The sequence below is a fragment of the Myxococcus sp. MISCRS1 genome, assembly GCF_026626605.1.
In the GTDB taxonomy this organism is placed as follows: domain Bacteria; phylum Myxococcota; class Myxococcia; order Myxococcales; family Myxococcaceae; genus Myxococcus; species Myxococcus fulvus.
Map to the genome: position 1 here is coordinate 8,737,547 of NZ_JAPNKB010000001.1, position 26,161 is coordinate 8,763,707.

Sequence of the window (26,161 nt, forward strand, 5' to 3'; positions counted from 1 at the left end):
TCCCGGCCTCCCTGCTGGCGGCGGCACACAGGCCAGAAACACGGAAGGCGCGGGCCCCGACTTTCGGGAACCCGCGCCTTCGTGCGTTTCAGGCGGTGCCTGGGGCTACTTCTTGTAGCTCTTCTTCGGGCAGGCCTTCTGGTCCGCCTCGACGCGGGCCTGGGCGGTGCTCAGGTCCTTCTGGGTGTTGGTGAGGGCCGTCTGGCTGGCCGTCTCCACCGGCGTCCAACCCTCGGCGTCGGTCGTCTTCAGCTCCTGCACCAGCGCCACGGAGGCCTGGTCCACGACCTGCTGGGCCTCCAGCGCCTTCACCCAGCCCTGCGCGGCCTCGACCAGGCTGTTGCACTTGCCGGACAGCTCGTCGAAGAGCTTGTAGTCCTTGGTCTTCTGGTACTTGGCCACCACGGCCTCGAAGGCCTCGGCCGCCGCGGCGCGGGCGCCGAACGCGATGGCCGCGTCCGCCGCGCGCTGGTTGCGCACGACCTCCAGCTGGAAGAAGCGCAGCTGCGGGGGCAGCGAGGACGTCGCCTCGGTGGCGTTGGAGTTGAAGTGCACGAAGCGGTGCGGGTAGGTGAGCTTGTCGGTGGACACCTTCGCGGGCACCGCGAGCACCTTCGTCTTGAGGCACGCGGCCAGCTGGTCACCCTCGGTGCTGCCGGAGGCGTCGAACGTCACCTCGGCCGTGGGCTGCCCCTTGACGAGCGTCACGTGCGACGTCAGCACGGGCGGCGTCGCGCCCTTGTAGCCCGCGTAGCAGTCACACCACTCCTGCTGGGCCAGGCGCACCGCGCCGGAGAAGTCCGAGCCGTCGTTCACCCCGAACTTCACCGACGCGCTGCTGCCGGTGTCGTGCTCGAAGGTCGCGGTGGACTCGACGGCCGCGGCGCCCTTGGCGAGCAGCTTCGGCTTGACGAGCTTGTCCACCACGCCCTGGATGCACTGCTGGCCGGTGGGGGTGAGGTTGTCACCGCTGATGGCGTGCGTGGCGCTGGTGTCCGTCACGGTGGTCTTCACCGTCACGACGGTCTTCTCGGCGGGGCCCCGGTTGCTGGGGCTCACCAGACACTCGAGCACCTCCGGACGGGTGGTGAGCATGGCGCCCACGAGCACGCCCTGGTTGGACGGGGGCAGGTCCAGCTCGCGCGGGAAGCAGCTGGCCACGTCGAAGGCGGGCTGGTTGCCGATGCGCACGCGCTCCTCGGTGCTCACGGGCTTGCCGCCATTGCCATTGGCCGCCGCATCCTCTGCGGGCTTCTGCTGACCGGCGCAAGCGGCGGTGAAGACGACGGAGGCTACGACGAGACGACGCAACATGCGGTTGTTCTCCCTGGGGTAGGACTGCGAGGGGGCACTCACTTCTCCAGGCCCTCGGCGTTCTTGAGGTCCTTGAGGCGAAGCCCGTTCTTCTTGAGCAGGCGGTAGAGGCTCTGCATCGACAACCCGGTGCGCTGCTCGGCGGCCTTCATGTCGAAGCCCACCGTGCGCATCACCTCGGCGAAATACAAACGCTCGAAGTCGGCCAGCACCCGGTCCTTGGCCTCGTGGTACGGCATGCCGGTGACGAGCGTGGCCACCTGCGTGCTAGGCGGCTGCCCGTCCGGGCGGCGCGAGGGCTGGGCCAAAAAGTCCAGCCAGCTGGTGTTGCCCGTCTCCTCCATGAGCGCGCCGCGCTCGAGCACGTTGCGCAGCTCGCGCACGTTGCCCGGCCAGTCATAGCCCTCGAAGAGCGCCAGCGTCTGGGGCGTGAGCGACACGCTGGCCCGCAGCGTCTGGGACAGGGCCTGCGCGAGCGACGGCAAGTCCTCCCGGCGCGTGCGCAGTGGCGGCAGCCGCACGCGCGCCACGGCCAGGCGGAAGTAGAGGTCCGCGCGGAAGCGGCCCTGGCGCACGTCCTCCTCCAGGTTGCGGTGCGTGGAGGCGATGACGCGCACGTCCACCGGCACCGGCTGCCCGTCCAGCGACGGCACCTCGCGCGCGTCCAGCACGCGCAAGAGCTTGCCCTGCACCAGCAGCGGCAGCTCGCCCACCTCGTCCAGGAAGAGCGTGCCTCCGCGGGCGGCCTCGAAGACGCCTCGGGCCTCCTTGTCCTCCGGGTCGCTCGCGCGCAGGCCGCCGAACAGCTCGCGCTCCGCCTTCTCCTCGGAGATGAGGTTGCAGTCGACGACCTTGAAGGGGCCGTGACGCCGCGACGAGTGCTGGTGCACCGCCCTGGCCGCCAGCTCCTTGCCCGTGCCCGTCTCACCCTCGATGAGCAGGCTCATGTCCTCGCGCGCCACGCGGCGCAGCTCGGTGAAGACCCAGCGCATCTTCTCCGACGTGCCCACCAGCGCGCCGAAGGACTCCGCCCCGGCCAGCTCCACCTCCGTGGGCTTGGCGGCCACCTTCACCGCGAGCTTCGTCTTGCCCAGCTCCACCTTGTCGCCGCGCCCCAGGTACGCCTGGAGCACCTGCCGGCCGTCGAGGAAGGTGCCGTTGCGGCTGCCGGTGTCGCGCAGCAAGAGGCCCCGGGGCGTGCGCTCCACCTCCAGGTGACGGCGGCTCACCGTGGTGTCGGTCAGCACCAGGTCGCTCGCGGGGTCCGAGCCCACGCGCACCAGGCCATCCTGGGTGGTCACCTTCTTTCCCTTGTCGGGGCCCGACACCACCTCCACGGTCCACTCGTGAATGGGGATGCGCGTCGTGCGGCCTTCGTCCTTGTCCGTCTGGGTGGTCTGGGTGACCTCGGGCCTGGGTTCCATCATGGGTCCTCTTTAGGTGCGAGGGGACCGGGCGGGCAAGCCCGACGCACCGTCTGCGCGCCCCCACTTCGCGGGGGCAACAAGAGTGGAAGATTCTTCCCGGAAGGCAGCTGTAAGCGCGCCTCCTGCGAGAAGGAAAACCCGGGCATCGCGGCCCGGGACAATGGGAAACGTCGAGGGGGGACGCTTCAGGGCGAGGGAGGGTTCCGCGCGCGTGTGCAGCGCGAGCGCGGCCTCGCGGGTGGGCTTCGGGAGGACGCGTCGAGGGGCGGCGCCTGGAGCCACAGACGCTCCAGTCAGGGGTCGGCGGTGAGTGTCCACCAGGACACGTTCACCACCGGTCGCGCGCCAGGACGCGTCGGGCTCACGGCGCGCGGCCTCGTCCAGCGCGTGCCCGGAAAGGCCTGCGGGAGGAGAGGTCTCGACGTCGTGGGTCCGAGGGCCCCGTCCGGAAGACACGGCACGGCCGGCGCGCCGCCATATGGGCAGGCGCGCCGACTCGCATCGTCCGGGGAGGGAAGGGCCGTTCCTGAAACTCACGGCCGGCATCCAATGCGAACGCCTCGCGCGAATCCAGTGCTCACGCGAGGCCGTGCTTCACTTCAGTACGTCGCCGGCGAGTCGCTGGCCGGGAAGGACTCCTTCGACAGCTCGTCGACGAGGTCGTCGGACGCGCTGCCTCCGGACTTCACGCCCGCATTCACGGGAGCGCCGGCTCGCGGCGTCTTGCTGGAAGCACTGGACTTGCTGGAGCCGGCCGCGCGCTTCTTGCCAGGCTCCGCGGCGGGCTTCTCCACGGACGAAAGGCGCGAGCCCAGCAGGTTCTTCGCCCGCTCGGCCAGGTGGCGCTGCTCGTCCTGCCAGTCGCGGAAGAACTGCGCCAGCTCCGGGTCGCCCGCCTGCTCGGCGTCGCGGATGAACTGCTCGGCCGTCGAGGCGCCCTTGAGCAGGTGGTACAGCGTGCTGATGACGTTGTAGTGCGCGTCCCGGGTCCCCGTCTGCCGCTCTTCACCTGCCATGTCCGCCTCCCGAGAAAGGGTGGTGTGCCATGGGGGAAAGCTAGCCACGGGGGCGGTGGGCGGCCCCAGGTGGGGCGCCCGCCCGCCTGCTCGCACCCGGTCAGGCTTGCAGCATGGGGTCCAGCTTGCCTTCCTTGTCGAGCTGGGCCAGGTCCGAGTAGCCGCCGACGTGCGTGTCGCCGATGAAGATTTGCGGCACGGTGCGCTGGCCGCCGCTCATCTCCACGAGCCTGGCTCGCGTGTCGTCGTCTCCGGTGACGTCCAGCTCCTGGAAGTCAACGCCCTTGCGCTTGAGCAGGTCCTTCGCGCGGACGCAAAAGCCACAGTAGTTCGTGGTGTAGATCTTCACGGGCTTCACGGTGTCTCCTCCTTCATTCCCAAACCTAAGGGCGTGGCCTGCCCCGCGCCACCCGGGGCATGAAAGCACGACGGCCCCCGGCTCCCTGAAGAGGAACCGGAGGCCGTCTTCGACAGCAGTCACCCCGGCCGGAGCCGGGGTGGGGGCATCACATCCCCATGCCGCCCATGCCGCCCATGCCGCCCATGCCACCGGCGCCAGCGGGAGCGTCCTTCTCCTCCTTCGGACGCTCGGCCACCATCGCCTCGGTGGTGAGCATCAGGGAGGCCACGGACGCGGAGTTCTGCAGCGCCGTGCGGCTCACCTTGGCCGGGTCGATGACGCCCGCGGCCAGCAGGTCCTCGTACGCGCCCGTCGCGGCGTTGAAGCCGAACGCGCCCGTGCCTTCCTTGACCTTGTTGACGATGACGCTGCCCTCGAGGCCGCCGTTGCCGACGATCTGGCGCAGGGGCTCCTCGACGGCGCGGCGGATGATGTCCACGCCGAACTTCTCACCCTCGGCGAACGTCTGACCCTCCAGCGCCTTGAGGCACCGGATGTAGGCCACGCCGCCGCCGGGGACCACGCCCTCCTCGACGGCCGCGCGGGTCGCGTTGAGCGCGTCCTCCACGCGGGCCTTCTTCTCCTTCATCTCCGTCTCGGTGGCCGCGCCGACGTTGATGACGGCCACGCCGCCCACGAGCTTCGCCAGGCGCTCCTGGAGCTTCTCGCGGTCGTAGTCGCTGGTGGTCTCCTCGATCTGCGCGCGGATCTGCTTCACGCGCGCGTTGATCTCCTGCTCGCTGCCCGCGCCGTCGACGACGGTGGTGTTGTCCTTGTCGACGGTGATGCGCTTGGCGCGGCCCAGGTCCTTGAGCTCCAGGGTGTCCAGCTTGATGCCCAGGTCCTCGGCGATCATCCGGCCGCCCGTCAGGGTGGCGATGTCCTCGAGGATGGCCTTGCGGCGGTCGCCGAAGCCCGGCGCCTTCACCGCGCACACGTTCAGCACGCCGCGGATCTTGTTGACCACCAGCGTGGCCAGCGCCTCACCCTCGACCTCCTCGGCGATGATGAGCAGCGGCTTACCCGCGCGCGCCACCTGCTCCAGGATGGGGAGCAGGTCCTTCATGGAGGAGATCTTCTTCTCGTGGATGAGGATGAGCGCGTCGTTCAGCACCGCCTCCATCCGCTCCGGGTCCGTCACGAAGTACGGGGAGAGGTAGCCGCGGTCGAACTGCATGCCCTCGACCACGTCCAGCGTGGTCTCCAGGCCCTTGGCCTCCTCCACCGTGATGACGCCCTCCTTGCCGACCTTCTCCATCGCGTCCGCGATGATCTGGCCGATGGTGGCATCGCCGTTGGCGGAGATGGTGCCGACCTGGGCGATCTCCTTCTTGTCCTTCGTCGGCTTGGCCAGCTTCTTCAGCTCGCCCACGATGACCGACACGGCCTTGTCGATGCCGCGCTTGATGTCCATCGGGTTGTGGCCCGCGGCCACCAGCTTCGCGCCCTCGCGGAAGATGGCCTGCGCCAGCACGGTGGCCGTCGTGGTGCCGTCACCGGCCACGTCGGAGGTCTTGGACGCGACCTCCTTGACCATCTGCGCGCCCATGTTCTCGAACTTGTTCTCCAGTTCGATTTCCTTCGCCACCGTCACACCGTCCTTGGTGATGGTGGGCGAGCCGAAGCTCTTCTCGATGACGACGTTGCGGCCCTTGGGGCCCAGGGTCACCTTGACCGCGTCGGCCAGGATGTTGACGCCACGGAGGATGGCCTCGCGGGCGCGCACGTCGAAAAGCAGGTCCTTCGCCATGATGGGGATTCCTTGAGTGAAGGGGTGGGGGCGGGATTACTTCTCGATGACGCCGAGCACATCCTCCTCACGGAGGATGAGGTGCTCCTCGCCGTCGAGCTTGATCTCGGTCCCGGCGTACTTGCTGAAGAGGATGGTGTCGCCGGCCTTGATGTCCAGGGGACGCACCTTGCCGTCCTCCTGCACCTTGCCGTTGCCGACCGCGACGACCTTGCCCTCGAGGGGCTTCTCCTTCGCCGTGTCCGGGATGAAGAGGCCGCCCTTGGTCTTGTTCTCCTCGGCGACCCGCTTGACGATGAGCCGATCCTGCAGGGGACGAATCTTCATGGTCTGCTCCTTGATGGGGCGCCCTCCGTCCGGGGACTCCGGGCGGCTTGGGGCGCCGCTGGGGGTTGAAAAAGGGCCGTGACGACCCGCGGCATTAGCACTCCGACCTCGCGAGTGCTAACGCCTAGGCGCGGCGGATAATAACCAGGGACGATGACCCGTCAAGCGACGCGGGACGCTCGGGCCGTGAGCTGCCAACTGCCCGGCATTGCTGTCTTTTTCTCCTCCCGTTGCGTCCGTGACAGGTAGAGCCCGTCCCCATGCCCGCACGGCTCGGATTGGCACTCGGACGTCACGAGTGCTAGCGCAAGTGCCTGGAATCATTGACGGGCGCTTTTGCGACGCGGAGGGTCGATTGCTACCGTTCCCTTATTCCCGCAGGCCACGCGGGCCGGGCGGGGGGAAGGGAGTGTCGATGAGTCAACTGGTGGCGTCCCTGTCGTTGAAGGAGTTCTTCAAATCGCTCCTGGACGAGGTCACCTCGCGGCAGCGGGTGATGCTGGAAGAGGTGACGGAGTTCTACCTGGTGAACCTGCTGGCGGAGTTCGCCAGCACCGACAACCTGTTCGACCGCCAGGAGGACGGCCGCCGCGCGCGGGAGCCCCTGGCGGTGCTCTACCACCAGGCCCTCCAGCAGGAGCGTGAGGCGCGCATCAAGACGCTGCGGCGGCTGGGCGACGTCTCGCTCTACACCGTGGGGTTCTTCTCCGGCGCGCTGCAGGGCGGGGTGGTGGGCCCCGACTACTACATCCAGATGGGCGGCACCGCGTACGGCCAGGTGGCGGACCTGTCGCCCCGTGCGGGCTTCGCGGGGGTGTACCGGGAGCTGCGCGACAAGTTCCGCGCGGTGGCGGAGGTCCTGGAGGAGATCGCCGCGCGGGGCATGGTGCAGGCGGGGCCCAGCGGGGCGCTCAAGGTCTACGAGACGTGGGCGCGCACGGGCAGCGACCGGCTGGAGCGGGTCCTGGTGGACGCGGGGATGATGCCGGCGCCCAAGGGCCAGCTCCCCAACTGACGCGAGGGAGGTCGCCACATGATTGGCCGCGTTCAGGACCACCTGGAGGCCATCTACGGCTTCACGTGCGAGGCACGGGCGGAGACCTTCGTGGTGGACACGGAGGCCGCCGCCCGGCTGGGCGCCACCGGCCGCAGCGACGAGGAGCTGCTGGTCCACGAAGCCGACGACGCGCTGGAGCTGGCGCTGTACCTGTCCCCGGCGCTCCTGGACCGGCTCAAGCCCTACGAGGCCGGGCCGCTGGGGTACGTGCTGGACGGGGACCTGGCCGGCTACTGCCAGGTGGCCGAGGGCGTCAGCCACTTCCTCTACATGGCCCACACCGCGGCGCACGGGCGCACGGTGTCGCTCTTGGAGCTGGAGGCCCAGGCGGAGGTGGACAAGTTCGCCGTGTGCCTCCTGCACCGCTGGGGCGAGGGCGTGGGGGCCTGGGCGCAGGAGCTGCTCACCCGGCTGTTCGACCGGGTGTCCTACCGCGACAGGCTGTCCTCCCAGGAGCGCTGGCGCTACGAGGAGGCCAACCGGCTGTCCCGGCGGTTCTGCTCGCGGATGATGACGCACGTGGCCGGACGGCGGCTGGAGCGGCTCCTGTCGGACCTGCGGTACGCCTACCGGCTGGGGGCGGAGGCGAAGCTGAGCCACTTCGCCCACGGAGGCTGAGTCCGGGCCCCCATGTCCCGCCGCCATCGGTTAGGGTAGGTGGGCATGCCACGCGAGGCGTCCGCAGGCGGGATTGTCATCCGGGAGAGTGACGGCACCTGGGAGGTGGTCGTCATCCGTCCGCATGGCCGTCCCCTGTGGGCGCTGCCCAAGGGGCACGTGGACCCGGGCGAGACGCCGGAGCAGACGGCGAGCCGCGAGGTGCACGAGGAGACGGGCCTCACCGCCGCGCTCATCGCGCCGCTGGGGGAGATCCGCTACGTCTACCAGTTCCGGGGTCAGCGCATCTTCAAGCGCGTCCACTTCTTCCTCTTCCGTTACCAGGAAGGCGCGCTGGGGCCGCTGCCGGGGCCGCGCGTGGAGGTGGACGAGGTGAGATGGGTGCCGGTGGGACAGCTGGTGCCCCTGCTCGGCTACAAGGGCGAGAAGGCCGTGGCCGCGCGCGCCGTGCGGTGGATGCGCGCCCAGGGCCTGTTGCCCGAGGCCCCTTCCCCGGCCGTGGGGCCCGAGGGGAAGGGAACCTAGAGGGACGGCGGACTACTTGGCGGTGTCGGCCGTGTACTTGCCGGACAGCGCCTCGCGCACGTCACGGTCGAACTTCACGCGGCCGGTGGCCACCTCGCGCAGCGACAGCACGGGGGGCTTGTTCTTGGACTGCTCGATGATGGGGCGGGCGCCGGCCATCAGCTGACGCGCGCGCTTCGCACCGAGCAGCACCAGCGCGAACCGGTTGTCGACGAGGGGGAGGCAGTCTTCGACTGTGACGCGAGCCATGGAACGTCCTTCGGAATTTCGGTGGGGCTACCTGAGAACACTGAAACCTAAAGAGCACCCCGGGGGGAGTCAAGGAAGGACGTACCCCCAGGGCCGCCGGGCGGACAGGCGCTTCGTGGATCAGGTGTACCACCAGGCCCAGAGGATGAGGACGCCCTGCAAGGGGAGCCTCGCCCAGAGGACGGCCTTGGGAATCTTCCGGAAGCGCTCCGGCTCGCGCGCCATCTGGACGTTGGCGGGGAAGACGGCGATGAACAGCGCGATGAGCCCCCATGCGGACACCACCCGGGTGGCGGGGATGAGCAGCCCCACCCCCAAGAGCACCTCCGCCACCCCGCTCCAGAAGACGAGCGGGCCGTGCCAGGGCAGGTACGGCGGCATCATCCGCACGTAGGCGCGCGGATGGACGAAGTGGTTGATGCCGCCGGCCACCATGAAGAGGGCCAGCACGTACATCAGGACGGTCTTCACGCTCCGGCGAAGGCCTGGGCGACGATGGCGCGGGCCTCCTCGAGGATGGCGTTCAGGTGGGCCTCGTCGCGGAAGCTCTCCGCGTAGATCTTGTACACGTCCTCGGTGCCCGAGGGCCGCGCGGCGAACCAGCCGTTCTGGGCCACGACCTTGAGTCCGCCGATGTCCGCGTCGTTGCCGGGCGCGCGGGTGAGGCGCTGGAGGATGGGCTCGCCGGCCAGGCTCTGCGCCTTCACCGCGTCCGGGGAGAGCTTCTTGAGCACCGCCTTCTGCGCGGGCGTGGCCGCCTGGTCGATGCGCGCGTAGTAGGGCGTGCCGAAGCGCGCGGCCAGGTCCTGGTAGTGCTCGCCCGGGTCCTTGCCGGTGCGCGCCAATATCTCCACCGCGAGCAGGTCCAGCAGCATGCCGTCCTTGTCCGTGGTCCACACCGTGCCGTCGCGGCGCAGGAAGGACGCGCCCGCGCTCTCCTCGCCGCCGAAGCCCAGCGTGCCCGCGAGCAGCCCGTCCACGAACCACTTGAAGCCCACCGGCACCTCGACGACGCGGCGGTGGAGGCTTTGCGCCACCCGGTCGATGAGCCCGCTGGACACCAGCGTCTTGCCCACCGCGGTGCCGGCCTTCCAGCCGGGGCGGTTCTGGAACAGGTAGTGGATGGCCACCGCCAGGTAGTGGTTGGGGTTCATCAGCCCCAGCGAGCGCGTGACGATGCCGTGCCGGTCCGAGTCCGCGTCGTTGCCGAAGGCCAGGTCATACTGGTCCTTGAGCTTCACCAGGTTGGCCATGGCGTACGGCGACGAGCAGTCCATTCGAATCTTGCCGTCGTGGTCCACCGGCATGAACCGGAACGTCGGGTCCACGGTGGGGTTCACCACCGTCAGATTCAGCCCGTAGCGCGTGGCGATGGGCTCCCAGTACGCCACGTTGGAGCCGCCGAGCGGGTCCGCGCCAATCTTCAGCTTCGCGCCCTGGATGGCCTCCATGTCGACGACGGAGCCCAGGTCCTCGACGTACGGCGTGATGAAGTCGTGCGGCTTCACGGTGGGCGCCGTGCGCGCCCGCTCGTACGGCGTGCGCTGGACGCCGCGGTTGTCCTCGCCCAGCAGCGCGTTGGCGCGGCGCTCGATGAGCGCGGTGACGTTCGTGTCCGCGGGGCCGCCGTTGGGCGGGTTGTACTTGATGCCGCCGTCCTCGGGCGGGTTGTGGGACGGGGTGATGACGATGCCGTCGGCGAGCCCCGTGGTGCGCCCCTTGTTGAACGTGAGGATGGCGTGGGAGATGACCGGCGTGGGCGTGGCGCCGTCGGTGAAGCGCACCTGCACGCCGTTGGCGGCCAGCACCTCCAGCGCCGTCTGTTGCGCGGGGGCGGAGAGCGCGTGGGTGTCCATGCCCAGGTACAGCGGGCCGTCGATGCCCTGCTGCTGGCGGTACTCGCAGAGCGCCTGCGTCACCGCGACGATGTGCGCCTCGTTGAAGCTGGTGCGAGCCGACGAGCCACGGTGTCCCGAGGTGCCGAAGGCCACGCGCTGCTCGGGGACGCCCACGTCGGGCTTCTCCGCGTAGTAGCGCGCGCGCAGCTTCTCGGGGTCGATGAGGAGGTCTTCGGGCGGGAGCTTTCCGGCGAGAGGATGGGCCATGTCGGCCGCACCATAGGCGCGCGGCCCGACAGTTTGCTCAGCCTTCTCGACGAGCTGTCCTCGGGTGGACCGAGACCCGCCCGGGCTCTCGTTACGGGCTGGGCGCGCCGGAGGGGGAGGGCGGCGCCTCCTGCTCGGGCAGGTAGAAGGCCCCGGAGCGCGCGGCGAGCACGGCGGCGGTGAGCAGGCCCACCGTCAACCCGAAGACGATGATGCTCGCCAGCGTCACCCAGTCGGTGACACCCGCCGGCTGGAACAGCGCGCCGAAGGGCGTGGCGAAGTCGAAGCCCGCCTGGGGCGTCTTGCGCAGGTTCTGCACCGCGGTGAGCAGCGCCGTCGTCACCAGTCCCAGGCCCATGCCCACCACGGCCGCGAGCGCCGCGCTGCCCACCATCATCGGCCGGCTCACGGCGCGCGTGGTCGGGCGGCTCTGCACGTCGAAGTCCGGGTCCCTCACGCCCAGCGGCACGAAGCGCGCGAGCAGCAGCAGGCCGGGAATGCCGCCCACCATGGTGAACCAGAAGAAGGGCTCCCAGCCGATGGAGTACACGAGGAACCCGGCGATGGGGCCCGCCACCACGCGCGGAATGGAGAACAGGCTGGAGAGCAGCGCGAACTGCGTGGCGGAGAAGCGCTTCTGCGTCAGCCGCATCAGCAGCACGGAGAAGGCGCCCGTGCCCAGGCCTTGTGTCACCTGCTCGAAGCCGATGGCGCTGTACATCAGCCACACGTTGGGCGCGCCCGCGCGGGCCACGAGCACGTAGCCGATGTTGGAGACAATCTGGATGACGCCGAACACCCACAGCGCGCGGCCCAGCCCCAGCACCGTCGTCCATGCGCCGCCCACCAGCGTGCCCAGGATGGTGCCGAACAGGCCAATCGTCCCGAGCGCCACGCCGCGGTGCAGGTCGCTGTAGCCCATGTCCACCAGGAACGGGCGCAAGAGCGTGCCGCCGAGGTTGTCGGCCAGCTTGTAGAGGAAGACGAAGGCGAGGATTTCCAGCGCGCGGTGCCGCGACAGGAAGCCCACGAACGGATACCAGACGGCGTCCTTGAGGGACTTGGGCGGGGTGAGCCGCTCCTCGGGCTCCGGCGCGAAGCGGGTGATGATGAGCATGGGCAGGTACAGCGTCGCCAGCCCGATGACCACCCACTTCCACGACACGCGGCCCGCGAGGGTGATCGCCGCCGAGCCCGCGATGAACATCGCCGCGCGGTACAGCGCCACGCGCGCGCCCACCGCCACGCCCTGCTCCTCCTTGCGCAAGACCTCCACCGCGTACGCGTCGATGGCGATGTCCTGCGTCGCGGACGCGAAGGCCACCGCCATGGCCAGCGCGCCCACCACCCACGCGGCCTCGGGATGTTCTCCCAGCCCCGCGAGCGCCAGCGTCGTGGCGAACAGCGCCACCTGCGCCACCGCCATCCAGCCCCGCCGCCGTCCCCAGAAGGGCGGCACGTAGCGGTCCATCAGCGGCGACCAGATGAACTTGAAGGACCAGGGCGCCTGCGCCAGCGTGATGAGGCCCACCACGCGGATGTCCACGCCGATGCTGCGCAGCCAGTCCGGGATGGCGATCCACACCAGGCCCAGCGGCAGACCCGAGGAGAACGAGAGCAGGGTGACGGAGGCCGTCCGCCAGGACGCCATGGCCCGAGCCAGGCTGGCCCACGTCCCCGGTCGCTTCTCCCCACTCTTGCCGCCCTGCTCGCTCATAGGCGGCGGACTCTATACCAGCCGCGTGCGGGGCCCAGGCCGTCCCGCGCTCCTGCGCTCGGAGGGTTGGCCGGTCACCGGTCCAGCGCCGACAGGTCCGGGCAGGAGGCTCGCACGCCCTCCGTCGGATTGAAGATGTCCCAGGAGCGGGAGATGAACGTCACCTTCCCCTGGGCATCCCAGCACTCGGTGTACTTCGCGCCCGGGATGTCGCCGCGCAATATCTCCACCGCGCCCAGGCCCCGGCCGTCCGGCGCCCAGCGCGTGGTGAGCGCCATGTCCTCCTTCAACCCCCCGAGCACGAAGTCCGTCTGGGCCAGCTCGAAGGTCATCTCCGCCACGCCGCCCTCGCCCTCCCGGTACACGTAGCGCGAGGGCAGGGGCCGGGTGGTGTCCGCGAAGGTCCAGACCAGCTCCACCCGCGTGGGGAACGTCTGCGTCTGGTAGTGGATCTCCTGCCGGTCGATGACGTCCACGCCCAGGTACCCCTCCTCGCGGGAGCGCTTCAGGTCCAGGATGAGGCCGCCCGTCCCCCGGCGCACGCCCCCGGTCGCCTCGAACTGCCCGGAGAGGAAGCTCCACCAGTCGCCCTCGCCCTCGCCGACGTCGCGAAGCTGGAGGTGGTAGTCGAAGCGCCCCCCCTCACGCGTCATCACGAAGCGCGTGTCGAACTTCATGTCGTTCCTGCCCGGGAACGGCCCCCAGACCCGACGGTTGGGGCCGCGGGAGGTCGCCGGCTGGGTCCGGATGTTCTCGATGGCCTGCAGCATGTTGCCGACCGAGTCGTTGAAGTCGCGGCCCGTCTCGGACGTGTCGCCGACGATGCCGGAGACCTCTCCCAGCCTCCCCAGTCGCAGGGCGTGGACCTTGGACGCCACGCGCAGGGCCCGGGTCTTCGCCTGCTCCTGCCCGAGCACCTTCGCCATCAGGTCCTCGCGCCGGGGGATGGCGTTCTGGAACTCCAGGTCGTCGTTGGAGAAGTCGCCGCCGCACGCGGCCAGGGCCAGACACAGGCAGATGGGCGTCAGGTATCGCATCGAACGCTCCTTCATGGCCGGTAGGTGAGGAGCGCGCCCAGCTCCCAGAAGCCCAGGGAGCGTTGCTCGTCCACGGTGTAGAGCAGGTAGTGGAGCCGGGCACGCCCCGTCACGTGCAGGCGTCGCAAGGGCTGCCAGCGCAACCCCGCGACGAGCCCCGGCGAGAACATCGCGAACTTCTGGTCCGGATACGCGGCCTCCTCGAAGTCGCGCCGCATCACGAGGTACGCCATGCGCGCGCCGACGAAGGGGGTCACGCGTCCCTGGGGCCACTCGGACGCGAGCGTCGTGCCCAGGCTCGTCACTGAGTACCGGTACGCGGGGCCACTCAACGTGGGCAGGTCCAACAGCGCCTGCTTGCGCCCCACCGCCACGTCCACGCCCCACACCCAGTCGCGTCGGAAGTAGTCGTGCAGCTGCGCCTCCGCGCCCAGCAGGCCCACCGAGAGGAACAGCGACTGGCGCGTGGGCGCGTCGAAGTAGGACTGCACCGCGCCGGACAGGCCCAACGTCCACCACGCGCCACCGTCCAGGCTCACGCCCTTCACCGGGTCGTCGGAGAAGGGCGCGTCCCTCAAGCGCGACTCCTCCAGCACCACGGGCTGTCCGCGCGACACCTGCACCTCGCCGATGCGCAGCTTGTCCGGGAGCCGGCGCTTCACGCGGTACGTGCCGGGCGCCAGGGCCACGCGGCGCTCCACGCCGTCCGTCTTGTCCAGCTCCGCCACCACCAGCCCGGCCGGGTCCACGAAGTAGTACATGCCCGGAGGCGCCACCCGCGGCACCACCAGCCCGTCGCCACCCGCGCGCAGGTCCGTGAGCACCAGGTCCCCGTTGCCCGCCAGGTCGTAGCTGAACGTGGGGTGCTGCGCGCCGCCGCTGCTCGCCGCGGTGTCCGCCACCGTGCGCGCGTACGCATGCGAGTACGCCTCGAACAGCGTCACCCGCCCATCACCGCTGCGGTCCGCGTCGCCCAACAGGCCGCTCGCCAGGTGGTGGGAGAAGTAGCTGCCGCCCAGCGCGTCCGACTCCTGCGAGTCCTCGTCCGCCGCGCTCGAGGTGAGGATGACCAGGCCCCGCGCGTCGCGCGACGCGCCGGACTCGATTTCGAAGGCCGGGGCCCGCCGCGCGCCCTTGGTGCGCGTCATCGCGCCGGAGCGGCACGAGTCGAGAATCGCGATGCGGATGTCCGCGGGCGCGCTCGACAGCCGGCGCTTCAAGTCATCGAAGCCCAGGCGCGTGTTGCCCAGCCGCAGCGTGCCGTCCTTCGCGTGGCCGGAGTAGTAGACGAGCAGCGCCGTGCGCTCGCCCCGCTCCTGGGCGGCCTTCGCGCGCGCCTCCAGGTCCGTGAGCGCCGCGAGGAAGTCCTTCGACGTCTCGTTGAGCAGGAGCTTCGCGTCGCCGGGAGCCACGCCGCCCAGCCGCGCCAGCAGCCCGTGCATCTTGCGCGCGTCGTCGCGGGCGAAGCGCAGGGGCCGCGTCTCGTCGCCGCCCTCGTCGTTGCCGGCAATCAGCGCGAAGCGGCGCAGGCTGTCCGCGTGCGCCGCCGAGGCCACGGTGAGCGCGAGCACCAGGCCCAGGGCCCGCCCGAATGGGAAGAGGGGTGGGCTCATGGCTTGAGCAGCACCCAGTGCGTCTGCGCGCCCTTCACGTCCAGCGGCGCCATCCGCTCCACCTCGCCGCCCGCCGCCGCGAACGCGCGCCGCGTCGCCTCCACCAGCGACTCCACCGCGAAGGGCTCGTCACCCAGCACCAGCACCACGCGCTCGACGCCCGAGCCGGTGAACTCCCAGCTCCCCTCCAGCCAGTGCACCTCCGCGCCGGGCTCCACCGCCACGCTGGCGCCGGACTCCGGATGCAGCGCCGTCACCTCGCCGATGGCATCCACGGACACGGCGGCCATGTACCGGTGCGCGCCCGCCTTGTAGCCCAGCATCACCCGCTCGCCGGGCTCCAGCGCCTCGGGCCTGTCCGGCCGTGCCTCGCGCTGCGGGCCCGTGCCGCCGCCGATGCGCAGCTCCGCTGCGTCGCCGCCACCCTTGCGCCGGTTCCACTCCGGGCCTTGTTCCAGCAGCGGCTTCGCGAGCACCACCACCAGCAGCGACGCGGCCAGGGCCACCGTCGCGGGCACCCAGCGCCGGGGGGGAGGGCGCGGGGCCCGCTGTTGTTGCTGGCGCTCCAGGGCCCGCTCGACGCCCGCCTCGAAGCGCTCGAAGGGGTGCTCCGCCTCGAAGCGCGCCTGGTGCTCCTCGAGCCCCTTCAGCACGGCGCCGCAGGTGACGCAGCCGGCCGCGTGGGCCCGGACGCGATGGGCCTCGGGGGAGGCCAGCTCGCCGGCCCTCAGGCGCCGCAGTGTCCACTCCGACTCGTGCGCGCTCATCGAACCCTCAGCTCCTCTCCGCCCAGCTCGGCGAAGCGCTCCAGCCGCTTGCGGATGGTGGGCACCGAGCGCCCCAGCATCGCGGCCACCTCTTCCAAGGTCATCCCGTCCACGTGGTAGTGGACCACCGCCGCCTGCGTCTCCTCATCCACCTTCGACAGCAGCCGGCGCACCAGGTCCCGCGTCTCCAGCTCACCGTCCCCGCCGTGTCCCTCCGAGCGCGCGGCGGCGTCGCGCTCGAACCACTGCCTCCAGCCCGCGCGCTCCGAGCGCAGCTGGTTGAGGCAGTGGTGGGTGGCGATCTTCATCAACCACGTCAGCGGCGAGGCGTCCGCGCGGAAGTCCTCCGCGTGGGCCAGGGCGCGCGCGAAGACGTCATGCATCGCGTCCTCCGCCTTCGCCGCGTCCTTCAACAGATAGCGGCAGCGTCCCATCACGCTGCCGCCGTACCGCGTGTACAGCTCGCGCAGGAAGTCACGCCGGTCCGGGAGGGGACCGCCTTGGATGACCCGGAGGGCCGGCTGGCGCGGAGCTGTCACGCACCCCAGACTAGCGCGAGCCGCCTCACAACGAGGAGTAGACCGCGGTGCTGAACCCGCCACAGGCGCTCACCGCCCCGTAGCCGATGACCGGGTTGTAGCTGGCCGCGTAGTAGGTGCTCATGTGCCCCGGGTCCCAGCACTCGTTGACGGTGGCCTCGCCGAAGAGGTCCCCGCCCGACAGCTTGATGTCCGAGCGGCCAGACCCGTCGCGCTCCCAGCGGCTCTTGATGGCCAGCCGCTCCAGCTTCGCGCGCGTCGGGTCCGCGTCGATGTCCTGCTGCGACACGAAGTCCAGCTCACCGCCGGAGCCCGGGGCCTGCTTGAAGCGATACTTCGCGCTCGTCACCAGGTCGCCCGTGTTGGTGTAGTCGAAGTCCGCCTCCACCGACGCCGTCGCGTTCGGCCCGGTGCGCGAGTAGCGGACCTCCAGCGTGGCCAGGGGCTGCTCGCCCGCCTCGTTGCCGGGCAGCGCGCGCTCCTTCTCGAAGTCGATGAGGAACTGGCCGGAGCCGTAGCCCGACAGCCGCTCGCCATCCCCATCCACGCCCGCCGTGTGCGAGCCGGACAGCACCGTCTTGAAGCCCGAGTCCGGCTCCAGCCGGCCCTTGGCATCCAGCACCCACGAGTACGTGTCGCCTCCGGTGTGCTTGACGGTCAGCTTCCACGTGAGGGGGTCCAGGGGGCCGGTGTGCGGGCCCCACACGGCGATGTCCCCGTCGATGGAGGAGGGCGGGTGCTTGACGATCTCCGCCACCAGCCCGAGCACGCTCAGCGTGGCGGCGTTGATGCTCACTGCGGCGGTGGCGGTGAGGAGGTAGTTCCCCGACAGCTGACCCTCGCCGTAGTACGCGGACGTCTTGCCCTGCCCGTCGCCCGTCGGTCCCGGCGACGACACCTCCACCATCTGCTTGGAGGGCACTCCCTGGCGGAACGACTCCACGTCCTGCTTCTTGTCGGAGTCACAACCCACCAGCATCAGGGCGGCACACAGCAGGCTCTTGCGCAGCATGGTCCTTCTTCCTTCCTGTTCGGATGGCCCCCGGCGGGCCGTGCGGCAGCGTGTTCGCTCCTATGGACACAGCCCCGTCGGAAAACAGAAAAGGCGTCCGGCGGACCTTGAAAGCCTCCGTGATTCCAGGGGGTTGAAGGCCGCCTGGCTGCTCCTCGGGCGACTTCGGGCGGCTTTCGGACGATGGAAATGCAGCGTCCCTACCTTTCGCCCATGGAAAAACGACACCCCAACCATCCTGGCGAGATGGGCACCGACGCGGCGTTGGCCGAGCGCGAGCGCACCTCGGACGAGCTCAACGCGCGAGCGCGGGCCGTGGGGCTGCTGCGTGAGGCGGGGGTGCCCTTCGTGGTGGGCGGCGCGTATGCATACGCCACCTACACCGGCATCTATCGGGACACGAAGGACCTGGACCTGTTCCCCCGCAAGGCGGACGCGGCGCGTGCGCTGGAGGTCCTGGGGAAGGACGGCTGGCGCACCGAGCGCACCGACGAGGTGTGGCTCTACAAGGCCTTCAAGGGGGAGTACTTCGTCGACTTCATCTTCTCGTCCGGCAACGGTGTGGCGGTGGTGGACGACGGGTGGTTCGAGCACGCGCGGACCTCCACCATCTTCGGACACGAGTGCCTGGTCGCGCCCGCCGAGGAGATGATCTGGTCCAAGGCGTTCGTCGCCGAGCGCGAGCGCTTCGACGGCGCGGACGTCAACCACCTCATCCTCAAGGCGGGCAAGCAGATGGACTGGGAGCGGCTGATGCGCCGCTTCGACCGGTACTGGGAGGTGCTGCTCAGCCACCTCATGATGTTCCGCTTCGCCTATCCCTCCGAGCGGGACCTCATCCCCGACTGGGTGATGGCGGAGCTGATGCGGCGCACGCTGGACAGCATGCGCGACGGCGGCTGGGAGCAGAAGCTGTGTCGGGGCAACCTCGTCTCCAAGGTGAACTACCACGTGGACATCCACCACTGGGGGTTCGGGGACGGGCGGGCCTGGGACGAGAGCGAACGACGACTGGGGGGCGAGCGTGGCGAGGGATCCGAGCTCGAAGGTTCGATTGGCGGCGGTCGGTGACCTTCACTGTCGTGAGGACCAGCACGGCCGGTTCCGGCACCTCGTCAAGCAGGTGAACGCGACGGCGGACCTGCTGGTGCTGTGCGGGGACCTCACGGACCGCGGCATGGTGGAGGAGGGCAAGGTGCTCGCCGAGGACCTCTCGGCGCTGCGCGTGCCGTGCGCGGCGGTGCTCGGCAACCACGACTACGAGCAGGGCCACGTGAAGGACATCTGCGCGGAGCTGGCCAAGGCCGGTGTGCACATCCTCGACGGGGACCACTACATCTTCGAGAAGGTGCTCGGCGTGGCCGGGGTGAAGGGCTTCGGCGGCGGCTACGGCAACGCGACGCTGCAGGCCTTCGGTGAGGGGCAGACCAAGGCCTTCGTGCAGGAGGCGGTGACGGAGTCGCTCAAGCTGGAGGCGGCGCTGAGCCACCTGGACACGCCACGCAAGGTCATCATCATGCACTACGCCCCGATTCCGGAGACGCTGGAGGGGGAGAACATCGAGATCCGCCCCTTCCTGGGCACCAGCCGTCTGGCGATGCCCATCGACCACTATGGCGCGGAGGCGGTCTTCCACGGACACGCGCACCACGGCTCGCTGCAGGGGAAGACCAAGAGCGGCATCCCCGTCTTCAACGTCGCCATGCCCCTGCTCACGAAGCACACGCCGGACCAGCGCTACGTGCTGCTGGAGGTGTAGCGCCGCCGCTCAGGTGGTGACGACCATGCCGTCCTCCACCTTCACGGGCCAGGGCGTCAGGGAGGCGCCGTTGCACGGGCCTCCCACGCACCTGCCGTCGTCGGGGCGGAAGAGCGCGCCGTGCCAGCCGCAGACCAGGTGCTGCTTGTCCGGCGTCAGGTACTGGTCCAGCACGCGCGCCAGCGGCAGGCCCGCGTGAGGACACCGGTCCACGAAGCCGTGGACCTGGCCGTTGTGGCGCACGAGGAAGCCGTGGAAGAAGGCCTCCTCTATCTGGAGGACGAAGTTGCGCGCGCCCGGGTCCGAGAGGGAGTCCACCGGGCACAGCGTGACATCAGGAGGCGTCGTCCAGACGCGCTGCCGGGTCGGAAGGCTCAAGGCAGACGGGCCTTCTCGAAGCCCGCCCAGCAGTCGTCGTAGTCGAGCTGCATGGACGACGTCTCCATGGCGAAGCGCGTGGGGCGGATGACCCAGCGCGACTCGAACATGAACGCCATCGTGTCTTGAATCTTGTGCGGCTTGAGCTCCGCCTTGATGGCCTGCTCGTAGCTGGCGCGGTCCGGACCGTGCCCGCTCATGCAGTTGTGCAGCGATGCGCCGCCCGGAGCGAAGCCGCCGGCCTTGGCGTCGTACACGCCCTGCACGAGCCCCATGAACTCGCTCATCACGTTGCGGTGGAACCAGGGCGGCCGGAACGTGTCGTCGGCCACCATCCAGCGCGGCGGGAAGATGACGAAGTCGCAGTTGGCCGTGCCGGGCGACTCGCTGGGCGACGTCAGCACCGTGAAGATGGACGGGTCCGGGTGGTCGTAGCTCACCGTGCCGATGGTGTTGAAGCGCGCCAGGTCGTACTTGTACGGCGCCAGGTTGCCGTGCCACGCCACCACGTCGAGCGGTGAGTGGTCGAACCGCGACGCCCACAGCCGGCCCTGGTACTTCTGCACCACCAGCGTCGGACGGTCCACGTCCTCGAAGGCGGCCACCGGCGTGAGGAAGTCGCGCGCGTTGGCCAGGCCGTTGGAGCCGATGGGGCCCAGGTCCGGCAGCCGGAAGAGCGCGCCGTGGTTCTCGCAGATGTAGCCGGCGACGGGGCCGTCCGGCAGCTCCGCGCGGAAGCGCACGCCGCGCGGCACGACGGCGACTTCACCCGGGCGCAGCTCCAGCACGCCCAGCTCCGTCACCAGCGTCAGCCGCCCCGCCTGCGGGACGAGGAGCAGCTCTCCGTCCGCGCTGTAGAACACCTTGTCGGTCATGGACCGGTTGGCGCGGTACAGGTGGATGGAGATGCCGCAGCTCGTGGCCGTGTCGCCGTTGCCGGCGTAGGTGATGAGGCCCTCGACGAAGTCCGTGGGCTCCGTGGGCACGGGCTGGGGGCTCCAGCGCATGCGGTTGGGCGAGGGCGGCACCTCGTCGAAGGGACCGCCGCGCACCAGCCCCTGGGGGTGGGGTTGATACGCGGGATGGTTGGCGCTCGGACGCAGGCGGTACAGCCAGGAGCGCTTGTTCTCCCGGCGCGCCACCGTGAAGGCCGTGCCGGACAGCTGCTCCGCGTACAGTCCGAAGGGGACCTTCTGCGGAGAGTTGCGTCCCACGGGCAGCGCGCCGGAGACGGCCTCCGTCGCCACTTCGTTGCCGAATCCGGAGAGGTAGTCGCCGGGCGCCTTTCGGAGCCCGCTCTTCGGAGGTACCGCGGTTCGATTCTCGAGGCTCACCGTGAAGTTCCTCCGGAGTCGGGCCGGGAGCTACTTCCGGGACTTCTCCACCTTGATGACGCCGCGGCGGATCTGGTCCAGCTCGATGGACTCGAACAGGGCCTGGAAGTTGCCGTTGCCGAAGCCCTCGTTGCCCTTGCGCTGGATGATCTCGAAGAAGATGGGGCCGAAGAGGTTGTTGGTGAAGATCTGCAGCAGCAGGCCCTCCTGCTCGTTGCCGTCGATGAGGATGCGGTTCTTGCGCATCCGCTCCAGGTCCTCACCGTGGTTGGGCACGCGCTTGTCGACCAGGTCGTAGTAGGCCTCCAGCGTGTCCTGCAGGTCCACGCCGCGCGCGCGCAGCCGCTCGACGGTGCCGTAGATGTCCTGGGTGGACAGGGCCAGGTGCTGGATGCCCTCGCCGTTGTACTCGCGCAGGAACTCCTCGATCTGCGACTTCTCGTCCTGGCTCTCGTTGAGCGGAATCCGGATGGCGCGGTCCGGGGCGATCATCGCCTGGCTGAACAGGCCCGTGGCCTGGCCCTTGATGTCGAAGTACTTCTGCTCGGTGAAGCCGAAGATGCGGTTGTAGAAGGTCGACCAGGTGCGCATCTGGCCCCGGCGCACGTTGTGCGTCAGGTGGTCCAGCGACTCCAGGCCCACGCTGTTCTTCGCCTCGGACTCGGCGGCGCCGGGAATCTGCACCCAGGAGTCGTAGAGGGTGCCGGCCGCGCCGTGACGGTCGATGAGATACAGCAGGCTGCCACCGATGCCCTGGAGCACATAGAAGCCCTCGCCCAGGGAGCTGGTGGCGGGGTCCGCGGCGACGGCGCCACGCTCCAGCGCCAGCTCGTACGCGGCGCGGGCGTTGGCCACGCGGAACGCCATGGCGTTGGCGGACGGGCCGTGCGCGGCGCGGAACTCGGCGGCCTGACCCGTGGGCTCCTGGTTGATGAGCAGGTTGATGTCGCCCTGCTTGTAGCGGACCAGCGCCTTGGTCGGGTGCCTGGCGTAGGCCGTGAAGCCCAGCTTCTCCACCAGCGCCACCATCGCCTCGGGCGCGGGGCTCGTGAACTCCACGAACTCAAAGCCATTCAGCCCAATCGGGTTTTCCGCCGTGGTCGCCATGACACTGCCTCCGAACATCATCTACGAGTGTGACCAAAAGGTAGGGAGGGGCGGAGGATGAGGAAAGCACAAAGAACTGCCAGAGAATGTCAGCGGACCGCACCATCTCCCGAGGGAAGGTCCACGCGAATGTGCACGAGGCGCGCGTCAAATCCGGCGGCGCGTCGCGTCACCTTTCCGATGTAGTGGATTGTCACGATGCGGCCGTGTGCGCCCTCACGGGCCGCGTGCGTTGGCGGGCTCCGCTGCGGGCGCGGCGTCCATCAGGTCCTCGGCCCGCTGGGGCAGGGCGAGGCCCTCGACGGAGACCTCCATCACCTCGGGGCCGGAGCCTCGGGCGTAGCGCAGCTCGGAGGACTCCGGGACTTCGGTGCCCAGCCACAGTCGCGCCAGCTCCTGGCCCTGGGCGCCCAGCAGCACCGCTCCGCGCGAGGCGTCGTCGATGCCGTACTTCGCCCAGCTCCGGGGTTTCGCCTCACCGAAGCTCGTGGCCTTGATGGCGCCCAGCGCGCGCAGCAGCGACACGACGCGGAAGTGCTGGGCCTTGCCCTTCACGGGCGACTCCACCTGCCAGGACTCCGTGCCTCCGTCACCCTCGGCCACGTTGACCAGGGTGATGGCGGGCGCGCCGCCGCCCGGGTGGAACACCACGCGCCGCACGTCCTCGCGGCGGAAGCTCAGCACGTGCTTGTCCTTCAGCTCGAGCACGTCCACGTCCAGAACGTCGAGCGCGCCCTCGGGCACCTCGGCCAGCGTCGCGACGAAGCCCTGCTCCCGCAGCGCGTGGAAGCGAGGTGCTCCGTCCTCCATCACCTGCGCCATCCGGATGCGCACGGTGTCGCCCGAGGTCCGCGTGAAGCGCGCGTCCACCAGCGGCGCCTCCAGGCCGAGCTTCTTGCGAGTCTCCGGTGTGTCCTTGGGGAAGGAGAGCGCGCGGTGCTCCTTCAGCGCCTTGAGCAGCGCGGACACCCGGGCCTCGTCCGCGCGCTCGGAGACGGGCTTCGTCAGCCGCCAGCGCGAGGTGCCCTTCTCATGCTCCAGCACGTAGGTGTGCGTCCGAGCGCGGACCTCGATGCCCGCAAGCGCGGTGACCTCCAGCTCGCCGAGCAGCTCCTTCGAGCGCAGCGCGAAGGTGTCCTTGTCCAGGCTCCAGCGCACGGAGCCTTGCGCCGCGTACACCTTGGGGTCTCCTTCGCGGCGCACGTACACGGAGCCATCGAACGTGTTCTCGACGCCGCCATGCAGCGTCACCGCGTGCGGCGAGCCCGACACCTGGGCCTGCGCCGTCACGGTGAACACGGGCGAGTCGAGCCCGTACTTCTTCAGGTCCGCGTCGGTGGGCACCTCGGCCACCAGGGTGCTCGACTTCGAGCGCTCCAGGGTCTCGAGCAGGGCCTCCACGGCCGCCGGCTCCGCGCGGGCCCGCACGGGCGCGACGATTCGCCACGAACCGTCCGGCCCACGCTCCAGCTCGGTGGTGTCACCTTGCGCGCGAACGGTGATGCGGGTGAACACGGGCGCCGCGTCCTTGCCCGTCGTCGTCCCTGTCGGAGGCGCGAAGAGCTGCTCCGCCACGGCTTGCTCACGTGGCTCGCGCGGCCCGGACTCCTTGCACGCGGGCAGCGCTCCGGTGCCGAGGACGAGCAGCGCGACGAACCCTCCGCGGGAGGCGCTCACTTGTTCCGCCGCGTCAGCCAGATGGCCAGTCCCAGGCCCATCATGGAGAGGGGAATCAGGTCGGTGGAGATGAAGCGGATGTGGTCCATCGCGTCTGTATCCAGCTCCAGCGTCGACACCTCCCGGTCCGGAGGTCGCATCGTCACCTTGGTCACCTGGTTGGAGGCCCAGCCCAGCGTGTTCATCACCAGGTTGCGGTTGGGCTCGTGGCCCCAGTTCGGGTCCAACAGCAGCTCCGAGTCGCCCACCACCACGAGCCGCGCCTCGTCGAAGCGCTTGTCGGCGGCGTCCTTCGTGTCGCGGACGATGGCGGCCGCGAGCGTGAGCTGGCCCGTCTTCTCTCCATCCGACGGCACCGCGTTCTCGTCGGGCTTCGTCTCCACCCAGCCGTGCTGTGAGGTGTGCACCAGCGGCTCCACGCGCACGCCCTCGGCCATGCCCTCGCGCAGCACGGTGAGGCTGCGCGGCGTGGGCAGCTCCACGTTCAGGCCCCGCTGCTTGAGCGGCGCGACGATGGCGTGGGTGCTGTAGAAGGGGGACTGCACGACGTACGGGTTGCCGCTGTTGAACTGCGCATCCGCGGCGATTCCCTCGTCCACCAGGATGCCGTGCTCGGCGAGCAGCTCGCCCAGTCCATCCACGAGCCCCGCGTCGGTGAAGTAGACGAGCCGTCCACCGCTCGCGAGGTACTTGCGCAGCACGGCCACCTCCGGCTGCGTGTACGGCACGCGGGCTCCCGCGATGACGACGAGCGAGGCATCGCGGGGGATGTCCGTGGTGCCCACCAGGTACATGGCCTCCGCGGCGTAGCCTTCCTGGAGCAGCTGCCGGCGCAGCTCCGACAGCGAGCCGCCCGGGTCCGAGGGCGCGGCTTCATCCTTGTCGAGAGGCCACTCGCCGTGCCCGGTGATGAAGTAGACGCGCTGGGTGCCCACCGCGCCCAGCTTGATGAGCGCGTTGGTGAGGTCCTGCTCGGACACGGCGGCGAGCGTCGTGTGCGACTCGCCGCGTGCCAGCACCACGCTCGCCTGACCTTCCTTGAGCTGGTACTTCGAGGCCATCTCGGGAGAGCGGCGCGGGTCCCGGAACTCGTACTCGAACTTCGCCGGCGCCTCCGCGTGGTAGCGCTGGAAGAGCGTCTCCAGCAGCGCGTAGGACTCGTGCGTTGGGGGCAGGAAGCCGATGGCCTTCACCTTCTCCGGCATCGTGCCCAGGGTGGCGATGGTCTGCGGCGCCAGCGTGTGGATGCGCTCCTTCGTCAAGTCCCACTGCGGCGCCTGCTGATGGGCCACGTAGTTGATGCCCACCAGCGCGCCCAGGACGCCGAGCACGGTGAGGACGGAGGTGATGAAGAAGGTGCTCGACTTGCGCGTGGCGAGCTGGCCGAACTGCTTCAGGTTCGTGGCCAGGTACACGCCGACGAGCGCCAGGCCCACGCCCGCCTTCACCCCCGAGGCGATGAGGCTGCCGGAGGTGATGAAGAGGGTGAAGGGGCTGGAGACGAGGAGCAGCAGCCCGAAGGCGCCCAGGTACCTGCCGATGAGGGTCGCGTTCATGTCCGGGGGTTGCCTTTCACGTGAGGGCGGGCCACGTCACGAGACCCAGCGTCGCGCTTCCACGGTGCGGTGCGTGAGCACCAGCGAGAAGACGATGACGGAGGCGAAGAAGACGAAGCTCTTCACGTCCAGGATGCCCTTGAGCAGGTTCTGCAGCTGCGCGTCGAAGGACAGGTGCATCAGCACCGAGCGCGCCGGCTCCTCGGCCCCCTGCGCCACGCCGGACAGCAGCATCCACGGCAGCAGCACCGCGAAGGTGAGGAAGGCCGCGAGCATCTGGCTCTCCGTCAGCGCGGAGATGAACATGCCCACCGCCATGCACGTCGCGCCCCACAGGAGGATGCCGCCGTAGCCCAGCATCACCGTGGACCACTCCAGCGCGGTGCCGGAGTCCGCCTTGCCGAACGCGGAGAGCACCACCGGGAAGACGAGCGTGAGGCCCAGCGTGGCGCAGATGATGCCGACTCCGCCCAGGTACTTGCCCAGCACGATTTCGATGGGGCGCACCGGCGCGGTCATCAGCAGCTCGAGGGTCTTGTTGCGCTTCTCCTCCGCGAACAGGCGCATGGAGAGGAAGGGGGCGACGAACAGGGTGATGATGATGACGATGCCCCACAGCTGGACGACGACGCCGTCGGTGAGGTTTCGGTACGCGGTGAAGTCCTCGGGCAGCTGGGACCAGTTCGTGCGCCGCGCCATCTCCTGCACCTGCTGGAAGCGCTCCAGCAGGCCCACGAAGAAGAAGGACGAGAGCGCCACCATCGCCGTGAAGACGCCATAAGCCCACGGGGTGGTGAAGTAGAGGGACAGCTCCTTGCGAGCGATGGCCAGGGCGATGCGCATGGGCCGACGGGTTTCCTTGGAAGGGGGACGAAAG

At 69.7% G+C, this 26,161-nt stretch carries 26 protein-coding genes; 5 read left to right on the forward strand and 21 right to left on the reverse strand.

The features are described 5' to 3' along the window. Nucleotides 1-105: 105 nt before the first annotated feature. The 6 genes from OWM54_RS35100 to groES form a co-directional block, all read right to left on the reverse strand. Entirely contained in the window at nucleotides 106-1,314 is a 1,209-nt protein-coding gene (locus OWM54_RS35100; RefSeq protein WP_223745706.1) for a hypothetical protein, read from the reverse strand. Between the two features lie 38 nt (nucleotides 1,315-1,352). Next, the gene (locus OWM54_RS35105) at nucleotides 1,353-2,738 is read right to left on the reverse strand and encodes a sigma 54-dependent Fis family transcriptional regulator (RefSeq protein ID WP_046718241.1); all 1,386 of its coding nucleotides are present in this window, start codon (nucleotides 2,736-2,738) and stop codon (nucleotides 1,353-1,355) included. A 602-nt stretch (nucleotides 2,739-3,340) separates the two neighbouring features. Then, nucleotides 3,341-3,757, reverse strand: a complete 417-nt coding sequence (locus tag OWM54_RS35110; protein ID WP_267700258.1) for a hypothetical protein — start codon at nucleotides 3,755-3,757, stop codon at nucleotides 3,341-3,343. 100 nt (nucleotides 3,758-3,857) lie between these two features. Then, a complete protein-coding gene (grxC, locus tag OWM54_RS35115) occupies nucleotides 3,858-4,115 on the reverse strand; it encodes a glutaredoxin 3 (RefSeq protein ID WP_141325484.1) in 258 nt (85 codons plus the stop codon). Between the two features lie 148 nt (nucleotides 4,116-4,263). Beyond that, nucleotides 4,264-5,907: a chaperonin GroEL gene (gene groL, locus OWM54_RS35120; RefSeq protein ID WP_223745709.1), complete on the reverse strand. Its 1,644-nt coding sequence runs from the start codon at nucleotides 5,905-5,907 to the stop codon at nucleotides 4,264-4,266. 36 nt (nucleotides 5,908-5,943) lie between these two features. After that, nucleotides 5,944-6,234 carry a co-chaperone GroES gene (gene groES / locus OWM54_RS35125; RefSeq protein WP_013941457.1) on the reverse strand — a complete coding sequence of 97 codons (291 nt, stop codon included), beginning with the start codon at nucleotides 6,232-6,234 and terminating at the stop codon, nucleotides 5,944-5,946. A 415-nt stretch (nucleotides 6,235-6,649) separates the two neighbouring features. Between groES and OWM54_RS35130 the strand changes: the two genes are divergently transcribed. The 3 genes from OWM54_RS35130 to OWM54_RS35140 are packed head-to-tail and all read left to right on the forward strand — an operon-like array spanning nucleotide 6,650 to nucleotide 8,434. Beyond that, a complete protein-coding gene (locus OWM54_RS35130; RefSeq protein ID WP_223745710.1) occupies nucleotides 6,650-7,249 on the forward strand; it encodes a hypothetical protein in 600 nt (199 codons plus the stop codon). An 18-nt stretch (nucleotides 7,250-7,267) separates the two neighbouring features. Further along, entirely contained in the window at nucleotides 7,268-7,909 is a 642-nt protein-coding gene (locus tag OWM54_RS35135; RefSeq protein ID WP_046714961.1) for a hypothetical protein, read from the forward strand. Nucleotides 7,910-7,954: 45 nt separating this feature from the next. Further along, the gene (locus OWM54_RS35140) at nucleotides 7,955-8,434 is read left to right on the forward strand and encodes an NUDIX hydrolase (RefSeq protein WP_223745711.1); all 480 of its coding nucleotides are present in this window, start codon (nucleotides 7,955-7,957) and stop codon (nucleotides 8,432-8,434) included. A 12-nt stretch (nucleotides 8,435-8,446) separates the two neighbouring features. On the opposite strand, the gene rpoZ is transcribed toward OWM54_RS35140, so the two are convergent. From rpoZ to OWM54_RS35185, 9 genes are all read right to left on the reverse strand, one after another. Continuing rightward, nucleotides 8,447-8,683 carry a DNA-directed RNA polymerase subunit omega gene (gene rpoZ / locus OWM54_RS35145; RefSeq protein ID WP_141325494.1) on the reverse strand — a complete coding sequence of 79 codons (237 nt, stop codon included), beginning with the start codon at nucleotides 8,681-8,683 and terminating at the stop codon, nucleotides 8,447-8,449. Between the two features lie 120 nt (nucleotides 8,684-8,803). Then, nucleotides 8,804-9,154, reverse strand: a complete 351-nt coding sequence (locus OWM54_RS35150) for a DoxX family protein (RefSeq protein ID WP_267700260.1) — start codon at nucleotides 9,152-9,154, stop codon at nucleotides 8,804-8,806. Further along, the gene (pgm, locus tag OWM54_RS35155) at nucleotides 9,151-10,788 is read right to left on the reverse strand and encodes a phosphoglucomutase (alpha-D-glucose-1,6-bisphosphate-dependent) (protein ID WP_141325497.1); all 1,638 of its coding nucleotides are present in this window, start codon (nucleotides 10,786-10,788) and stop codon (nucleotides 9,151-9,153) included. Before pgm ends, OWM54_RS35150 begins: the two co-directional genes overlap by 4 nt. 91 nt (nucleotides 10,789-10,879) lie before the next feature. Continuing rightward, a complete protein-coding gene (locus tag OWM54_RS35160) occupies nucleotides 10,880-12,505 on the reverse strand; it encodes an AmpG family muropeptide MFS transporter (RefSeq protein ID WP_267700261.1) in 1,626 nt (541 codons plus the stop codon). A gap of 74 nt (nucleotides 12,506-12,579) precedes the next feature. Continuing rightward, entirely contained in the window at nucleotides 12,580-13,542 is a 963-nt protein-coding gene (locus OWM54_RS35165; protein WP_267700262.1) for a hypothetical protein, read from the reverse strand. Nucleotides 13,543-13,553: 11 nt separating this feature from the next. After that, entirely contained in the window at nucleotides 13,554-15,155 is a 1,602-nt protein-coding gene (locus OWM54_RS35170; RefSeq protein WP_267700263.1) for a caspase family protein, read from the reverse strand. Further along, the gene (locus OWM54_RS35175; protein ID WP_267700264.1) at nucleotides 15,152-15,922 is read right to left on the reverse strand and encodes an ACP synthase; all 771 of its coding nucleotides are present in this window, start codon (nucleotides 15,920-15,922) and stop codon (nucleotides 15,152-15,154) included. Before OWM54_RS35175 ends, OWM54_RS35170 begins: the two co-directional genes overlap by 4 nt. Next, nucleotides 15,919-16,461 (reverse strand): RNA polymerase sigma factor, encoded by a 543-nt coding sequence (locus OWM54_RS35180; protein ID WP_223745716.1) that lies wholly within the window; start codon nucleotides 16,459-16,461, stop codon nucleotides 15,919-15,921. The genes OWM54_RS35175 and OWM54_RS35180 overlap by 4 nt, the downstream gene beginning before the upstream one ends. A gap of 25 nt (nucleotides 16,462-16,486) precedes the next feature. Beyond that, nucleotides 16,487-17,473, reverse strand: coding sequence for a hypothetical protein (locus OWM54_RS35185; protein ID WP_223745717.1), 987 nt, complete (start codon nucleotides 17,471-17,473; stop codon nucleotides 16,487-16,489). A 246-nt stretch (nucleotides 17,474-17,719) separates the two neighbouring features. On the opposite strand from OWM54_RS35185, the gene OWM54_RS35190 reads away from it, so the two are divergent. Then, a complete protein-coding gene (locus OWM54_RS35190) occupies nucleotides 17,720-18,544 on the forward strand; it encodes a nucleotidyltransferase (protein ID WP_223745869.1) in 825 nt (274 codons plus the stop codon). Beyond that, nucleotides 18,528-19,232 carry a metallophosphoesterase family protein gene (locus OWM54_RS35195; RefSeq protein ID WP_046714952.1) on the forward strand — a complete coding sequence of 235 codons (705 nt, stop codon included), beginning with the start codon at nucleotides 18,528-18,530 and terminating at the stop codon, nucleotides 19,230-19,232. Before OWM54_RS35190 ends, OWM54_RS35195 begins: the two co-directional genes overlap by 17 nt. Nucleotides 19,233-19,241: 9 nt before the next feature. Here OWM54_RS35195 and OWM54_RS35200 read toward each other — a convergent pair whose 3' ends face one another. The 6 genes from OWM54_RS35200 to OWM54_RS35225 all read right to left on the reverse strand — a co-directional run bounded on the left by OWM54_RS35200 (nucleotide 19,242) and on the right by OWM54_RS35225 (nucleotide 26,127). Then, nucleotides 19,242-19,610 carry a Rieske (2Fe-2S) protein gene (locus OWM54_RS35200; RefSeq protein WP_223745718.1) on the reverse strand — a complete coding sequence of 123 codons (369 nt, stop codon included), beginning with the start codon at nucleotides 19,608-19,610 and terminating at the stop codon, nucleotides 19,242-19,244. Then, nucleotides 19,607-20,944: a homogentisate 1,2-dioxygenase gene (gene hmgA / locus OWM54_RS35205; protein WP_267700265.1), complete on the reverse strand. Its 1,338-nt coding sequence runs from the start codon at nucleotides 20,942-20,944 to the stop codon at nucleotides 19,607-19,609. Before hmgA ends, OWM54_RS35200 begins: the two co-directional genes overlap by 4 nt. Before the next feature lie 30 nt (nucleotides 20,945-20,974). Next, on the reverse strand, nucleotides 20,975-22,051 hold the full coding sequence (gene hppD / locus OWM54_RS35210) for a 4-hydroxyphenylpyruvate dioxygenase (RefSeq protein ID WP_223745720.1): 1,077 nt from the start codon (nucleotides 22,049-22,051) through the stop codon (nucleotides 20,975-20,977). 216 nt (nucleotides 22,052-22,267) lie between these two features. Next, the gene (locus tag OWM54_RS35215) at nucleotides 22,268-23,728 is read right to left on the reverse strand and encodes a DUF4340 domain-containing protein (protein ID WP_267700266.1); all 1,461 of its coding nucleotides are present in this window, start codon (nucleotides 23,726-23,728) and stop codon (nucleotides 22,268-22,270) included. Continuing rightward, complete coding sequence (locus tag OWM54_RS35220; protein WP_223745722.1) at nucleotides 23,725-25,284, reverse strand: GldG family protein; 1,560 nt, start codon at nucleotides 25,282-25,284, stop codon at nucleotides 23,725-23,727. The genes OWM54_RS35215 and OWM54_RS35220 overlap by 4 nt, the downstream gene beginning before the upstream one ends. Before the next feature lie 36 nt (nucleotides 25,285-25,320). After that, nucleotides 25,321-26,127: an ABC transporter permease gene (locus tag OWM54_RS35225; RefSeq protein WP_223784107.1), complete on the reverse strand. Its 807-nt coding sequence runs from the start codon at nucleotides 26,125-26,127 to the stop codon at nucleotides 25,321-25,323. Nucleotides 26,128-26,161: the final 34 nt, after the last annotated feature.